Genomic DNA, 15,898 nt, shown 5'->3' on the forward strand with positions numbered 1-15,898 from the left:
TTTCTGCTAGGAAATCAGGATATATCACTGAAGAAAAAAACCTGCGCAAACGTTTGCTATCTGTATTTAAGCACTGGTAGAATAGCGCCGTTTTCATATCCAACTTAAATACCGAGGACTTCCCTGTGAGTGGTAATAACTCTTCTCTTAGCTATAAAGACGCTGGTGTTGATATTGATGCAGGCAACGCGCTTGTAGATCGTATTAAAGGTGCGGTAAAACGTACTCGTCGCCCTGAAGTGATGGGTGGTATCGGTGGTTTTGGCGCTTTATGCGAATTGCCGACGAAATACAAACAACCTGTATTGGTTTCTGGTACTGACGGTGTAGGTACAAAACTTCGCCTCGCACTGGATATGAACAAGCACGACACTATCGGTATCGACTTAGTTGCGATGTGTGTAAACGATCTTATCGTGCAAGGCGCAGAGCCATTGTTCTTCCTAGATTACTACGCGACAGGCAAGCTAGATGTCGATACAGCGGCTGACGTTGTATCTGGTATTGCAGACGGCTGTGTGCAAGCAGGTTGTGCCCTAATCGGTGGCGAAACTGCTGAAATGCCAGGCATGTACGAAGGTGAAGACTACGACGTAGCTGGTTTCTGTGTAGGTGTGGTAGAAAAAGAAGAAGTCATCGACGGTACGAAAGTAGCGGCAGGTGATGCTCTTATCGCAGTAGGTTCAAGCGGCCCTCACTCAAACGGTTACTCTTTGGTTCGCAAGATCCTTGAAGTATCTGGCGCAGACAAAAACGAAATGCTAGAAGGTCGCACTATCGGTGAGCATCTTCTAGAACCAACTAAGATTTACATCAAATCAGCACTTAAAATGATTGAGAAGCACGACATTCATGCAATTTCTCACATCACAGGTGGTGGTTTCTGGGAAAATATCCCACGCGTTCTACCAGAAGGCACTAAAGCAGTGATCGACGGTAACAGCTGGGAATGGCCAGTGATTTTCCAATGGCTACAAGAGAAAGGTAACGTTGAAACACACGAAATGTACCGTACATTTAACTGTGGTGTTGGTCTAATCGTTGCTCTACCTAAAGATCAAGCAGAAGCAGCGGTTGCACTTCTGCAAGAAGAAGGCGAAAACGCATGGGTGATTGGTGAAATCGCTCAAGCGGAAGCAAATGAAGAACAAGTTGAAATCAAATAACTTGCGATTCTTGCTCACAAAGTAAAAAGAATGAGGACGCTATGTCCTCATTTTGCTATCTGGAACTCGAAAACCATTTCAATAGTAGGTGATATCAATTCCGTAATGAGATAATCATTCTTGCTAGCATTGATATAATTTAAAAAACCTACAGTAGTAAGGCAGTCTCAACATCATGAAAAATATAGTGGTCCTAATTTCTGGTAGTGGCAGTAACCTACAAGCGATATTGGAAGCGTGTGAAGCAAATATGCCTAACGCGCAAGTCGCTGCCGTTTTCTCAAATAAAGCGGACGCTTACGGATTGGAGCGCGCGAAACAATTTAATGTTGAAGGCCATTTTGTCGACCCAAAAGCATTTGAGTCTCGTGAAGCATTTGATGCAGAATTGATGAAGCAAATCGACCAGTATCAACCAGATGTTATCGTATTGGCTGGTTACATGCGCATTCTCAGCAGCGAATTTGTGCAACACTACATGGGTAAGATGATCAATATTCACCCTTCACTGTTGCCAAAGTACCCTGGGCTGCACACTCACCAACGTGCGATTGACGCGAAAGATAAAGAGCACGGCACCAGTGTTCACTTCGTGACGGAAGAGCTCGACGGTGGTCCGGTTGTTCTGCAGGCAAAAGTACCTGTATTTGAAGATGATGATGCAGCTACCCTTGCGGCTCGAGTTCAAACTCAAGAGCACACTATCTATCCAATCGTCACCAAATGGCTGGTTGAAGACAGATTAAAGATGCAAGACGGTAAAGCGTGGTTAGATGGCCAAGAGCTTGGTGCTCACGGCTATGCAGCCGCTGAAGAAGAGTAACGCTCTTCGGCAAACTCAAAACCAAATCAAAAAAGGCAGTCTTGATGACTGCCTTTTTATTCATAGCTGGAAAGCATTGATTATTCTAACGGTTCCGTCGGAGCCTGGCTGGCTACTTTCTTTGGCGCGAATGCGACGTCTTTCAGCGCTGCTGCATTACCATCAACCAACTCACCTAAATGAAACAGACCATATTCGCCTGGCTTCATTCGCTGCCATGCTTCATTACCGGTCAGTGGCTGAGTCGCGATCACAGACACAACGTCATTTGGTGTTGTTTCTTCCTGGAAGTTGATTTCAACATCTTCATCCAGTAATGCCGCTTTACCAAAAGGAGCTCGTCGCGTAATCCAATACAGGTGATTGGTGCAATACGTCATGACAAACTCACCGTCACTCAGCAGCATGTTAAATACGCCCTTCTCTTTCAGTTGATCACAGCACTTCGCAACATAGACAAAAACCGACGCCATATCCTCTGGAGGCTCTGGGTATCGATCTTCCATCTGCTTTAACAGCCAACAAAACGCCAGTTCACTGTCAGTTTGACCTACCGGACGATGCCGACCTGTATGTAAATCCTGATAATCTGACAACTGACCATTGTGAGCAAATGTCCAATACTTACCCCACAACTCACGTGTAAATGGATGCGTATTTTCCAGGTTGACTCCGCCACGATTAGCCTGTCGAATATGACTGACTACAGCGCGGCTTTTGATTGGGTAGTTCTGAACCAGTTCCGCAATTTTTGAATCGCAGCTTGGCTTCGGATCTTTAAACGTCCGAAATCCTTTACCTTCATAGAAAGTGATTCCCCACCCATCACGGTGCGGGCCAGTTCGGCCTCCACGCTGCATCAGCCCAGTAAAACTGAAACAAATATCCGTTGGAACGTTGGCGCTCATGCCGAGCAATTCACACATGGTTTAAAGAACTCCTTACCTAAAATACCAACCTTAAACAGGAACTGCCGTCCTAATTATTCCATCTCTTTTTCAATCAACTGAATGACGATGTGAATAATTTTAATATGTACTTCCTGAATACGATCAGCGTAGCCAAAATGAGGCACACGAATTTCAACGTCTGCCAGACCTGCCATTTTACCACCGTCTTTACCTGTCAGTGCAATGGTCTTCATGCCTTTTGCTTTCGCGGCTTCAATGGCTTTAAGAATATTGCCTGAGTTACCAGATGTCGATAAACCAAACAGTACATCGCCTTTACGACCGACTGCTTCAACATAGCGAGAAAAGACAAAGTCGTAACCAAAATCGTTACTCACACAAGAAAGGTGGCTTGGGTCAGAAATCGCAATACCAGCATAACCCGGACGGTTATCACGGTAACGACCTGTCAACTCTTCAGCGAAATGCATTGCATCACAGTGTGAACCACCATTACCACATGACAGCACCTTGCCTTCTTGTTTAAAAGAATCAGCAATCAATTTCGCAGCGGCTTCAATTTGAGCAATGTTATGGTCATCGCTTAAAAATTTGTTGAGCACTTCAGCAGCTTCGTTTAACTCACTTTTAATCAGATCTTGGTACATAAGACGTTCTCTTTATTATTTCGGCCCTTGGTATGCAATCACATTACCTTGGCAAATGGTTCTGTTGCCAATCTGACACCAGACATTTCGTTACAGAGAGTTTACCCACAAACGAGAATTAGTGTCGATAGCGAACCAACAGATTTGGATTGGTAGAAGTAATAAACTTAGTAACTTGCTCAAGAAAACAGCACCAAAATCGCACTTTTAGAATTTTTACTCTACTTAGATCACTTTTTACCCAAAACCAAGTTTTACATTTTATTAATATTCTGATTACAATTACAAGAACTGGTTAGACCTCTTATCAGAATACAGACGCACAACATTTATAACGTCTGAAAAGGAAAACATATATGGACATCTTGCTTTCAATCGTTGCGATGACAATCGTCTTAGGCATTACGCTCTATCACCGAATGTCACTCGTAAAATCCGTCAGCCTTCTAACTGCTGCCATGTTAGTGCTGACCATCGCTGGTTCTGCAGGCTTTATTGGCTGGGCTATTTACATCCTTGCCATCGCCGTATTTGCTGTATCAGGTATTCGTCAATCTCTTATCAGTCGTAAGGCTTTAGCTGTTTTCAAAAAAGTCCTTCCGGCGATGTCTCAAACCGAGAAAGAAGCCTTAGATGCAGGTACGGTCTGGTGGGAAGCAGAATTATTTAAGGGTAAACCTGAATGGAAAAATCTGCATGCGATTCAGACTCCCAAGCTGAGTGCGGAAGAGCAAGCTTTCCTTGATGGTCCTGTTAATGAAGTCTGTGCCATGGTCAACGACTTTCAGGTAACGCATGAGCTTGCGGATTTGCCACCAGAAGTCTGGCAATACCTAAAAGACCACAAATTCTTCGCCATGATCATCAAGAAAAAATACGGCGGTCTGGAATTTTCTGCTTACGCACAGTCGTTAGTGCTACAAAAATTGACTGGTGTTTCCGGCGTGCTTTCTTCTACCGTTGGCGTACCTAACTCTTTGGGGCCGGGCGAGCTACTGCAACATTACGGTACAGAAGAGCAAAAAGATTACTATTTACCTCGACTGGCAGAAGGTAAAGAGATCCCATGCTTTGCTTTAACCAGCCCAGAAGCGGGTTCCGATGCGGGCTCTATCCCAGACTATGGTGTGGTGTGTAAAGGTCAATGGGAAGGCAAAGAAGTACTCGGCATGCGCCTGACCTGGAATAAGCGTTACATCACGCTTGCTCCTGTGGCAACTGTTCTGGGTCTTGCATTTAAACTGCGCGATCCACAAGGACTGCTAGGTGATAAAGAAGACTTGGGTATCACATGTGCACTGATCCCAACCAATGTTAAAGGCGTTGAAATCGGAAATCGTCACTTCCCTCTTAACGTCCCTTTCCAGAATGGCCCAACACGCGGTAAAGATATCTTCGTTCCTATCGATTTCATTATCGGTGGTGAGAAGATGGCAGGCCAAGGATGGCGAATGCTGGTTGAGTGTCTGTCGGTTGGTCGTGGTATCACACTTCCTTCAAACTCAACGGGTGGCATTAAAACAGCTGCACTGGCAACTGGCGCTTACTCGCGTATTCGTCGTCAGTTCAAACAGCCTATCGGCCACATGGAAGGCATCGAAGAGCCTTTGGCACGTATTGGTGGTAACGCCTACGTAATGGATGCTGCGAGTAACTTAACGGTTGCGGGTATCGACCTTGGCGAGAAACCGTCTGTTATTTCTGCCATCGTGAAGTACCACTGTACCCACCGTGGTCAACAGAGCATCATTGATGCCATGGACATTGTCGGTGGTAAAGGCATCTGTATTGGCCCGTCAAACTTCCTCGCTCGTGGCTACCAAGGCTCACCAATTGCGGTGACTGTAGAAGGTGCAAATATTCTGACTCGCTCAATGATCATCTTTGGTCAGGGTGCCATCCGTTGTCACCCATACGTTCTCGAAGAGATGAACGCGGCCTACTCTGATGCAAGTGATGCCGTCGAAAAGTTTGATAAGGCATTGGCAGGTCACGTGAGCTTCACCATGAGTAACCTTGTACGCAGTATTTGGTTTGGTTTGAGCGATGGTTTGGGTTCATCCGCGCCAACCAAAGACGCGACCAAACGTTACTACCAACAACTTAACCGTTACAGCGCTAACTTAGCACTTCTGTCTGATATTTCGATGGCAGTGCTTGGCGGCTCATTGAAACGTAAAGAGCGTCTATCTGCTCGTCTTGGTGACATCCTTAGCCAACTTTACTTAAGTTCAGCAGCGCTAAAACGCTTTGAACAAGATGGCCGTCCGGTTGAAGATTTGCCTTTGGTTCATTGGGCTCTGCAAGACAGCTTGAAGCAAGCAGAAACCGCCGTTGATGAGTTTTTGGCTAACTTCCCGAACAAAGCCATTGCTCGTACGCTGCGCGTATTAATCATGCCGTTTGGTCGTGTACGCAAAGCGCCAAGTGACAAGCTCGACAGCAAAGTCGCACGTATTTTGCAAACACCTAGCGCAACGCGTTCGCGCATTGGTCGTGGTCAGTATCTGGCACCAACAGAACATAACCCGGCAGGTAAGATTGAATTAGCATTGTCTGTGATTCTTCAAGCCGAGCCAGTATTCGACAAAGTGTGTAAAGCACAAGGCAAACGTCGCCCGTTCTTACGTCTGGATATGATTGCGGAAGAAGGGCTAGCGCAAGGCATTATTAGTCAGGAAGAAGCGGAACTTCTCAGAGAAGCAGAGCAGCACCGTTTGGATACCATCAATGTCGATGACTTTGAGCCAGAGCAATTGGCGGCAAAGCCGAATTATCCTCACATGGACAGCGTCGCCTAAGACAATAACATCGTAGTAATAAGAAAACCGAGAGCCAAATGGCTCTCGGTTTTTTGTTTGTACTGTTCCTAGATTGATAGCGATATGCGGCTTGTGCGCTGATGAGTGATAAATAGCTCACGGACGCAATAACAGAACGATGTATACTTTACTGTAAATAAACCATTTTTTAGGGGGTGCATCTGTGGCCAAAAAATTATTCTCGCAGTGGTTCCCTGGCCTCGTTCAGCTTAAGCATTATCAGCGTGAATGGTTCACTAATGACTTTCGAGCCGCATTTTCTGTCGTTGCCGTCGCCTTACCTGTAGCCATCGCTTATGCACAACTAACCGGTGTTTCTGCTGTTGTCGGCCTCTATTCATGTGTGTTACCGATGTTGGTTTATGCCTTGATGGGGACTTCACGACAACTCATTGTTGGCCCTGATGCCGCTACCTGTGCGGTGATTGCTGCTGTTGTCACTCCGCTTGCAGCTGGCGACCCAACCAAACACTGGCAGTTAGTGATGACCATGACAGCCATGACGGGCATTTGGTGTGTCGTGGCGAGCCGATTTAAGTTAGGGATTTTTGCGGATTTTCTCTCCCGCCCTATTCTGCTTGGATTACTTAACGGCGTTGCACTGACCATCATTGTCAGCCAATTCGCTAAAGTTGTCGGCTGGAGATACGAACAGCGTTACCTATTGGAACGTTTATGGGAAGCGCCTCAACGCTTAACTGAAGTTCACTGGCCTACCGTCTCGTTAAGTATTGCCACTGTCGTCGTTTATCTGGTCACCAAACATTTTCGCCCCGCTTGGCCAGCAGCGATGCTCGCGATACTGGTTACAACAGGCTCGGTTTGGCTACTCCATTTACAAGACATGGGTGTGTCGGTGGTGGGCATTACTCAGGGTGGGTTCCCTCAATTTCAAGCACCAAAGTTTGAACTCGGTGAGGTGCGTGAACTGGTGGTCCCTGCATTGAACCTTGCTATTGTCAGCTTTGTAAGCATGATGCTCACTGCACGTAGCTTCGCAGCGAAAAATGGCTATGACATTGATGCAAACAAAGAATTCAGAGCATTAGGATTTGCCAATATCGCGTCGGCATTTTCACAAGGTTTTGCTATCAGTGGTGCCGACTCTCGGACGGCAGTCAACGATGCCAATGGCGGCAAATCACAGTTGGTCTCTATTATTGCCGCACTGACTATCGCGGTCATCGCGATCTTTATTTATGAGCCTTTACAGTTTATCCCTATCGCTTCACTTGGCGTAGTATTGATCATCGCTTCATTGTCGTTACTCGACCTCAAAGCGATATGGACATTACGTCAGCGCGACAAAGATGCCTTCAACCTGGCAGGCATCACCTTCATCTCCGTATTGGTTATTGGGGTGATTCCGGGGATTACACTAGCGGTGCTTTTGGGGCTATTTCAATTTTTACGGATCGTCATGCGCCCGAGCGATCAAATCCTGGGTTTGGATGAGAAAGGCACAATACGAACTGTCGATGGCACAGGTAAAGCCACTCCGATACCAGGGATGGTGATTTACCGGTTTAACTCGCCACTGACGTATTTTAACGCCCCTTATTTTAAACGCCGGGTATTGGAACAAGCAGAACATACAAAAGACGTCAGTTGCGTGGTGGTAGACGCCGTATCCAGCTTTACTCACCTTGATTTAAGCGTGATGGCAACCCTGTCAGATCTTCATGAAATGCTGAAAAAACGCGGCATACGATTGATTCTTGCTGGTCGAAAACGCCGCTTACGCCAATGGTGTGATCTAACGGGCATCAGCACCAGCGATGGCGGGATCTTACTGCGTGCCGATATGTATCTCGCCATCAAACTCAGCGGATGCTACATCAGCGCTGTTGGCGAAGGGCAAGTTCCAGCCGTGCAAAAAGAACCCGATTTGGAACAAACTCCGAAGCCGATTCCCGAAGTGGCTTAGTACTGGCGAGATTAATTCAGTCCAATGGCTTGAGACCTTCAATGCTGACCATGACCAAACCAAAAGCGGAACCAATCGGTTCCGCTTTTTCTAATTCTTTGGCATTTGCAGCTGCATTTCAGGAATGGCTTCTCTTTTGGCTTTTAGCTTTCGCCATATCAGCCAAACTAAGATACCGATAATTAACATCACGACGTTACCTACCGCGATCATTAGTAGACTGCGCTTACGTTCTGCTTCTCGTTCAGCAAGGATGCGCTTTTCTGTCTCGATTCGGTGCTGCTCGGCAAGTTCGGCTTCTTTGGCTTTACGCGCGGCCTCCAAATCAACGTCATCAACGACACTGAATGTCTGCTCCTGAATTGGGAAAATCAGAGGACGTTGAGTGGCAAAATCCGTCGCAAAGATAACGCCTTGCCAAGCGTATTTACCAAGCTCAGGGTCATTATCCAAATTCAACGTCGCTTTCAGACCGTCTTGAGAAACTTGACCTTGGCCATAACTCTTAAAACCATCGGGCGCATTTTTTTCCACGCTCACCAGGAGTGAACCGGGGGCAATCATGCCTTGCTCGCCACTAACCACCAGCTGATGAGGTTGGTTTTGTTCACGAGATTGAATAAAGGTACGCGAAATAGGGTTCGGATATACAAGTACTACCTGCTCTTCAGCACGCAAGAAGACGCCATTCCCAGAGACAATACGTGCACGATATTTTCCCGGTTGAACTTCAATTGGCAGCTGAACGGTGAATACACCGTCACCAGCTTGCTCATCCAAATCTCGGCCGTCATCCTGGAAATCACCAATCACTAATGGAACTGGTCGCTCCTCGTTAATCAGCTCATCTTCGTTTTCAACAAACTTGGTAAAGGTGACCTGTAAATTAACTCGGTCGAGAAAATCTCTTAACACCAGAGGCTTGTCGTCTGAAGTCAGTCGTGAGGTAAATTTGAGTGCTTCACCGTGATAGAGATGATTCGGAAAAGCGTCAGTGCTTAACTTCAAATGAGAAATTAAACGAATGTTGTTCTTAGGCGTGACTTTACCCACCGCTTGCCATGGACCCGGCATCGGCTGATCGATCGAGACAATATCCAGTGCAGGCTCCTGATACCAACGAATATTATCGTAGGAGCCCCAAGCATAGTATTTTTTACCGTCAGGACGAACTAAGACAACGGGTTGAGAACTTTGCTCACGATGGACCAGAAATGTGATTTGCTCGATACTAGGATCGACACGAAAGCGATTATCTAACAGAGACATCGTAGATTCACTCGCAGCACTCGCAAGACAACTCCAGATTGCCAGGATAGCAACCGACAAAGCCCTGAGCATAGTTTCTCCTATTGAAGCCAAATACTGTCGTTCACCAGCTCTAACCTTTTCTGGTGCGCATCTATTTCATCGGCACTTGCTCGCAAAACCTTTAGCGCTTTTCTTCCCTCAACTCGGCGAACGCTTTCTACGCCTCCTTCTTGCTTGTTGGCGTTAAACTCAAGGCTTGTTTGTCCACCAGTCATCAATAGGTAAACGTCAGCCAGAATCTCCGCATCGAGCAAAGCCCCGTGGAGTGTACGGTGCGAGTTATCAATGCCGTAACGTTCACATAAGATATCGAGGTTATTTCGCTTGCCCGGGAAGATCTTCTTCGCCATGGCAAGGGTATCGGTTACCTTACAGAAATCATCTGTTTTACCGATATTCGGATCGAGCATTTCAAACTCGTAGTCCATAAAGCCGGTATCGAAGGGCGCATTATGGGCAACCAGCTCGGCACCTTTGATGAAGTCGATAAACTCTTGGTGCACACTGGCGTACTCAGGCTTATCAACTAAGAATTCATCGGTAATACCGTGAACCCCAACCGCTTCTGCCTGAATTTCACGATCAGGCTTTAGATAAACGTGAAAGTGACGCCCGGTCAACTTGCGGTTAATGATCTCCACGGCTCCGATCTCAATAATACGGTGCCCCATGTAGTGAGGACCGCCTTCTTGGTTCATACCCGTGGTTTCGGTATCGAGAACCACAATGCGATTATATTCAGAATTGCTGCTGGTATTCATAAGCTTATATGTGTCAGACTATGCTTTAATAAATGTTTCGGCTAATAGTACCAAAAAATATGACCAAACACGTTGAGATTTTCACTGACGGATCTTGTTTAGGTAACCCTGGACCGGGTGGTTACGGCGTCGTTCTGCGCTACAAAGACGTGGAAAAAACACTATCTAAAGGCTACACCCTAACGACCAACAACCGTATGGAAATGCTCGCTGCAGTTGTTGCGCTGCAAACGCTAAAAGAACCTTGCAAAGTCTCATTAACAACCGACAGCCAATATGTCCGTCAAGGCATTACTCAGTGGATTCATAACTGGAAAAAACGTGGTTGGAAAACAGCGGATAAAAAGCCAGTGAAGAACGCAGATTTATGGCAGGCGCTCGATAAAGAACCCCCCCGCCATGAAGTTGAATGGCATTGGGTAAAAGGTCATGCGGGCCACAGAGAAAACGAAATCTGTGATGAATTAGCCCGAACAGCAGCAGAAAACCCGACTGAAGAAGACACTGGCTATCAAGCTTCCTAGCGCTTATCGCTCGACATCTTTTTCACTCCAGCACCCTCTCGATTCATAACCCCTAGTGGTGTGAGCTTTTTCTTTAAACGCCAGTGCGGCTTGATTGGCTTGAGAGGGTATGTTCGTTTACGGGCAACGATATAATACAGACTGCCCGCTGGCGATGCCCATTCCCCTAAACTGTTTTCAAACCAAGTCCACATTGTGCGGTAGCGTGTCATAGGGAAAAGTGCATAGCGATCACGATGAATCACCTGATAGTTAAGCAGCCCCAGCCAGTCCTGAACACGGTTCGATGAGAACATTCGGCCACTCCAAGGCAAATTGTTTTTACGCCACGGGAAAAGACTCGCCAAGCCAGTAAAGCTAAATGGATTAAAACCAGTAATGATCAGGTAGCCATCATCCATCATCACTCTGTCCACTTCTCTTAATAGACGGTGAGGATCACGTGCGTAGTCTAGCTGATGAGCCAGAATTGCCACATCAAAGCTTTTTTCCAAAAAGGGTAATTCGTAACCATCCGCAACGACATTATGCAACGGGTTCTGGATATCTACGTTGACTTGGTGTTGAATGTTACAATTACTGCTGGTTAGCTCACAGCTCAACCCGCCCAGTTTGAGCATGTGGTATCCGAAGAGTTTCGGACACCACTCATCAAACCGAGTTTGGATTGACTCAAGCACCCAAGGTCCATTATTCAGATCGGACCAAGTCGACGGGTGTGGTATAGTTTTGTTGCTGAGTGCTGGTTTCATTAACCACCTAACTATAATGGGTGACGGAGAACGAATCGTGTTAGAGATCAAAAGCATACCCGCATTTAATGATAATTACATCTGGCTAATACAAAATAGCGATAAACGTTGTGCCGTTGTTGATCCGGGTGATGCAAAGCCTGTATTGGAATACTTACAAGCTAACGAGTTAACTTTAGAAGCGATTATGATTACGCACCACCACAATGATCACATTGGTGGCGTTCCAGATTTAGTCCGTGCATTTCCTGATGTTACCGTTGTTGGCCCTAAAGCAGAGCCTATCCCAACGCTAACCGCACCAATGGAAGAAGGTGACAAACTAGAGCTGTTCGGCGAAATCTTTATGGTGATGGGTTTACCAGGTCACACGCTAGGTCATATAGGCTATGTTGGTGATGGCAAATTGTTTTGCGGTGATGTGCTATTTTCTGCAGGGTGCGGTCGTATTTTTGAAGGCACAGCAGAACAAATGTTTGATTCACTGAGCAAAATCGCTGCGCTTCCTGATGAAACCCAAGTCTATTGCGCGCATGAGTACACTGCCAGCAACGTCGCGTTCGCGCTTGCTGTCGAGCCAGACAATGAGAAGCTTCGCCAGTACCGCGATGATGTAAATCGACTACGTGCACTGAACATCCCTACCCTTCCAACCACGTTACGTCAAGAGAAATGGATCAATCCATTTTTGCGCACTAATAACCCAGAAGTCATTAAGTCTGTGACGAATCGCATAAAAAATGACGATCCATGCTCTGTTTTTACGGCATTAAGAGTGTGGAAGAACGAATTTTAACCAATTTTTACTTGTAAGTTTACAAGACCCCAGTATTATCATGGATTGATTTTTCAGAGAGGCGCTTTCGGCGCTTCTCTGCGTTTTGGGTAGAATATAAATCTAATTTTATGTCGACCCATTGCATATTCAGAGGTTTTAACCTCATTTATTAGTGTTTAAAGAAATATGTCTATTATCTTGCGATTGCCACGTAGCGCTTGCTACGCGACAGGCTGGAGAAGATAAAAAGGCCCTAAATAGGCTGAATCCATGCGTTTGAAGTACAGTTTGGCTTTGGCGTTATTGCTTTCTGGTTGTCAGATGACCTCTCCAGATTCAACAACGTCAACACCAGAGACCAACAAATCAGAGCTAGCGGCTAAACAAAAAGCAGCTAAGGAACAAGCAAAAAGTAAGCAATCTTTGACAGATGCTGTCAAAGAGACGCCAAAGGTGCTTTCTCCTCAGGAACAAGAAGATGTATGGCAACGTATTGCTATGCAGCTTGAAATGGACATCCCACACAATAAAAAGGTGGATTACTACCGTACCTGGTATCTAAAACACCCAAATCATCTTAAAACAGTGTCACAACGTGCAGAACCATTTCTGTACATGATCGCTGAGCAAATTGAAAAACGAGATTTACCAATGGAACTGGCTTTGTTGCCAGTGGTTGAAAGCTCGTTCGATGCCTTTGCCTACTCACATGGTAGTGCAGCAGGCCTTTGGCAATTTGTTCCGGGTACCGGAAAAATGATGGGCCTTGAACAAAATTACTGGTATGACGGACGTCGCGATGTAGCGGCCTCGACAGAAGCAGCATTAGACTATTTAGTTCAACTGAACAAGCAATTTGATGGTAACTGGGAACACGCTATCGCAGCCTACAATAGCGGTGGCGGTCGTGTATCCAGAGCTATTCGCAAAAACAAGAGCCTTGGTAAGCCGATTGACTTTTTCTCTTTGGATTTACCTAAAGAGACCAGCAGCTACTTACCTAAACTCTTAGCGCTTGCTGATGTGGTCGCAAATCAGGATAAGTATGGTCTTAATATTCCTGCTATCCCTAACAAGCCGGTATTAGCACTCGTAGATCCTAAAGAGCAACTCGATCTCGCGATCGCAGCTGACTATGCAGGCATCGGTGTCAAAGAGCTGCAAAGCTACAACCCAGCTTACAATCAGTGGTCTACATCACCAAACGGTCCACAAAAACTGCTGATCCCGATCGAAAAGAAGGATGCGTTCCTTGCTCAGGTAGCAGAAAACCGTGGCAAAGGCGTTAAAGTTGCTCGCTACAAGGTAAAATCGGGTGACTCGCTCGGTGTTTTGGCACGTAAGTATGGCACGACGACAAAAGTAATTCGCCGAGCTAATGGCTTGTCGAATGATAATATCCGTATTGGCCAACACCTGCTGATCCCAACATCGACGAAAGATGACTCGAAATACGCGTTATCGGCGAGCAACCGTTTGAGCAAAACGCAATCTACAGCGCGCGGCCAGCTTAAACTGACGCACGTAGTACAGTCTGGTGAAAGCTTGTGGTCAATTGCTCGTGACAATAACGTGTCGTACAAATCTCTTGCTAAATGGAATGGCATGGGACCAAAAGACACATTAAGAAAAGGCCAAAAGATCGTCATTTGGAAGAAAGCGGCCGATGACTCAGTCATTCGTACGGTATTCTACAATGTTCGTTCTGGCGACACGATCAGTGGTATCGCAAGCAAATTTAAAGTGAAGAGTACTGACATTGTGAAATGGAATTCTCTCCAACAGAAAAAATACCTACAACCAGGTCAAAAACTTAAGCTGTACGTTGACGTCACTAAGGTAAGTGTATGAAACCATCAAGCAATCCGCTTGTGATGTTGTTGGATGTATTTCGTTCACCTACTTCATGCTTTTTGGCGTTATACCAACGTGGTGGTTGGGGTTGGCAACTCTTTATTATTTTGATGATCAGCCCGTTTCTGTTCTGGGGAGCGTACTTCTCTAACGTAGACTTTACTTGGTTGAGTGAGCAGCTCACCCCACAGCTGCAACAAATCAATCCTCAACAGATCGACTTGTTGGAGCCAAACACGCTAATGGCGAGCGCGATCATCAATGATGTGGTTAACCGATTTGCTACCCTGCTTCTGCTCGCATTTTGGTTCTTCCTTGCGACGAAAGCCAGCAAACAGCAATACGGTTATTGGAAGTGGTTCGCTGCCGCTTGTGCAATATTATTCCCAGCGGTACTTGGTGATGTTGCAAGCTACGCGAGCTTAATACTCAACCATGGCGAAGTCATGACTTACGCTGCAGATCTCAACAGCCTCAACGGCTTGCTGAAACTGCCGCTAACCAATGAGTGGTCTAACTTCGCAAGTTCACTGCCACTGCTGTTACCTTGGTACATCGTTTTAGGTTACGGTGTTGTCTTGACCTGGACCGAGTTTGAACGTGGGCAAGCTTTGGTTATCGCTAGCCTGCCTTGGGTGACGTTTTACGTCATTTGGGCGCTTTATATCGTCGTGAGTTAGTCGTCCAAAGTAAACGAGACCAGTAATGGATTATGATCGGAAGCGTCGCTCTGCGGCGCTTTCGCGTTTTTGAGCACAAGCCCTCTATAAAACACATGATCGAGACGCTGACCAGTAAAAAACTGGGTTCGATGATCCGGTGAAAACGACACTTCTTGTAAGTTTGCCTTCTGTAACGCCTGCTTCATGGCTTCGAGACGATATTCATTCCAACTGTTAAAATCACCAGCAAATATAATAGGCCCGGAGTGTTGCGTTAGTAATGCCTCCAAAGCCGCTATTTGAGAGTGGTATTCTTCCGTTCCAACAGTGAAATTAATCGCGTGTATATTTACGACCGCAAGCGTACTACCATTACTCAAACGATACTGACTGTAGAGTGCGGATTTTGGTAAACGAAGCCAAGGTTCTGTGGAAGTATACGCACAGGCTTTCTGAGGCAACCTTTGCGCAATGTTAATCACACCAGCACCACTGCCCAAAGCTTTAAACGCACTTACTTGATTGCTCATCCAGTTTCCGTCCACCAGCCACTGTTTGAACGGCTCAGTCATGCTGGCTTCTTGAAGTAATAACAATTGCTTGTCCGTTGAAAGCGCATTAAGTGCACTTTGCCAATTGTCTTTGCTTTGCTTGTAAATATTCCAAATCAACACATTGAGCTCACCCTGATCATCTAACACTTGCGAATCATTAAACTCGATGCATTGAATATCTTCAGTAATTTCATCACCAGTTTGGGTGATAATTTGTGGATGGTCAGGAACCGTGAAAATGACTTGAAAGCCAAGTACAACTGCCATGAAAAAAAAGACTACTGCTAGGACGAAACGCTTAAGCATAAAGGCGTACCTGAATGTGTTTAACCTGACTGACGGTTACAGAATAAAAAAGGAGCCGTATCAGGCTCCCTTTTAGCTTAATCAAAAATAAATTTAGAGT

Annotated in this window: 14 protein-coding genes; 8 read left to right on the forward strand and 6 right to left on the reverse strand. The window is 46.0% G+C overall.

Annotated features, from left to right (window positions below):
- The first annotated feature begins 125 nt into the window (after window positions 1-125).
- A complete protein-coding gene (purM, locus tag VEJY3_RS11940) occupies window positions 126-1,166 on the forward strand; it encodes a phosphoribosylformylglycinamidine cyclo-ligase (protein WP_014232732.1) in 1,041 nt (346 codons plus the stop codon).
- Between the two features lie 175 nt (window positions 1,167-1,341).
- Entirely contained in the window at window positions 1,342-1,989 is a 648-nt protein-coding gene (gene purN, locus VEJY3_RS11945; protein ID WP_014232733.1) for a phosphoribosylglycinamide formyltransferase, read from the forward strand.
- Window positions 1,990-2,069: 80 nt separating this feature from the next.
- Here purN and VEJY3_RS11950 read toward each other — a convergent pair whose 3' ends face one another.
- Complete coding sequence (locus VEJY3_RS11950; protein WP_014232734.1) at window positions 2,070-2,915, reverse strand: class II glutamine amidotransferase; 846 nt, start codon at window positions 2,913-2,915, stop codon at window positions 2,070-2,072.
- Between the two features lie 56 nt (window positions 2,916-2,971).
- Window positions 2,972-3,547 (reverse strand): D-sedoheptulose 7-phosphate isomerase, encoded by a 576-nt coding sequence (lpcA, locus tag VEJY3_RS11955; protein WP_014232735.1) that lies wholly within the window; start codon window positions 3,545-3,547, stop codon window positions 2,972-2,974.
- Window positions 3,548-3,903: 356 nt separating this feature from the next.
- Between lpcA and fadE the strand changes: the two genes are divergently transcribed.
- Together fadE and VEJY3_RS11965 are read left to right on the forward strand one after the other, a co-directional pair.
- Complete coding sequence (gene fadE, locus VEJY3_RS11960; protein WP_014232736.1) at window positions 3,904-6,348, forward strand: acyl-CoA dehydrogenase FadE; 2,445 nt, start codon at window positions 3,904-3,906, stop codon at window positions 6,346-6,348.
- A 184-nt stretch (window positions 6,349-6,532) separates the two neighbouring features.
- On the forward strand, window positions 6,533-8,296 hold the full coding sequence (locus tag VEJY3_RS11965; RefSeq protein WP_014232737.1) for a SulP family inorganic anion transporter: 1,764 nt from the start codon (window positions 6,533-6,535) through the stop codon (window positions 8,294-8,296).
- 90 nt (window positions 8,297-8,386) lie between these two features.
- Here VEJY3_RS11965 and VEJY3_RS11970 read toward each other — a convergent pair whose 3' ends face one another.
- Complete coding sequence (locus tag VEJY3_RS11970) at window positions 8,387-9,637, reverse strand: TIGR03503 family protein (protein ID WP_014232738.1); 1,251 nt, start codon at window positions 9,635-9,637, stop codon at window positions 8,387-8,389.
- 8 nt (window positions 9,638-9,645) lie between these two features.
- Window positions 9,646-10,368 (reverse strand): DNA polymerase III subunit epsilon, encoded by a 723-nt coding sequence (gene dnaQ / locus VEJY3_RS11975; RefSeq protein ID WP_014232739.1) that lies wholly within the window; start codon window positions 10,366-10,368, stop codon window positions 9,646-9,648.
- Window positions 10,369-10,427: 59 nt separating this feature from the next.
- On the opposite strand from dnaQ, the gene rnhA reads away from it, so the two are divergent.
- A complete protein-coding gene (gene rnhA, locus VEJY3_RS11980; RefSeq protein ID WP_014232740.1) occupies window positions 10,428-10,892 on the forward strand; it encodes a ribonuclease HI in 465 nt (154 codons plus the stop codon).
- On the opposite strand, the gene VEJY3_RS11985 is transcribed toward rnhA, so the two are convergent.
- The gene (locus VEJY3_RS11985; RefSeq protein WP_014232741.1) at window positions 10,889-11,644 is read right to left on the reverse strand and encodes a class I SAM-dependent methyltransferase; all 756 of its coding nucleotides are present in this window, start codon (window positions 11,642-11,644) and stop codon (window positions 10,889-10,891) included. The two genes, rnhA and VEJY3_RS11985, sit on opposite strands and share 4 nt — an antisense overlap.
- A gap of 37 nt (window positions 11,645-11,681) precedes the next feature.
- Between VEJY3_RS11985 and gloB the strand changes: the two genes are divergently transcribed.
- The 3 genes from gloB (at window position 11,682) to VEJY3_RS12000 (ending at window position 14,956) form a co-directional block, all read left to right on the forward strand.
- Window positions 11,682-12,440 (forward strand): hydroxyacylglutathione hydrolase, encoded by a 759-nt coding sequence (gene gloB / locus VEJY3_RS11990; protein ID WP_014232742.1) that lies wholly within the window; start codon window positions 11,682-11,684, stop codon window positions 12,438-12,440.
- A 252-nt stretch (window positions 12,441-12,692) separates the two neighbouring features.
- Entirely contained in the window at window positions 12,693-14,273 is a 1,581-nt protein-coding gene (locus VEJY3_RS11995) for a LysM peptidoglycan-binding domain-containing protein (RefSeq protein ID WP_014232743.1), read from the forward strand.
- Entirely contained in the window at window positions 14,270-14,956 is a 687-nt protein-coding gene (locus VEJY3_RS12000; RefSeq protein ID WP_014232744.1) for a YIP1 family protein, read from the forward strand. Before VEJY3_RS11995 ends, VEJY3_RS12000 begins: the two co-directional genes overlap by 4 nt.
- On the opposite strand, the gene VEJY3_RS12005 is transcribed toward VEJY3_RS12000, so the two are convergent.
- Window positions 14,953-15,798 (reverse strand): endonuclease/exonuclease/phosphatase family protein, encoded by an 846-nt coding sequence (locus VEJY3_RS12005; protein WP_014232745.1) that lies wholly within the window; start codon window positions 15,796-15,798, stop codon window positions 14,953-14,955. The genes VEJY3_RS12000 and VEJY3_RS12005 overlap by 4 nt on opposite strands.
- Window positions 15,799-15,898 lie beyond the last annotated feature (100 nt).

Source organism: Vibrio sp. EJY3 (genome assembly GCF_000241385.1).
Lineage (GTDB): Bacteria > Pseudomonadota > Gammaproteobacteria > Enterobacterales > Vibrionaceae > Vibrio > Vibrio natriegens.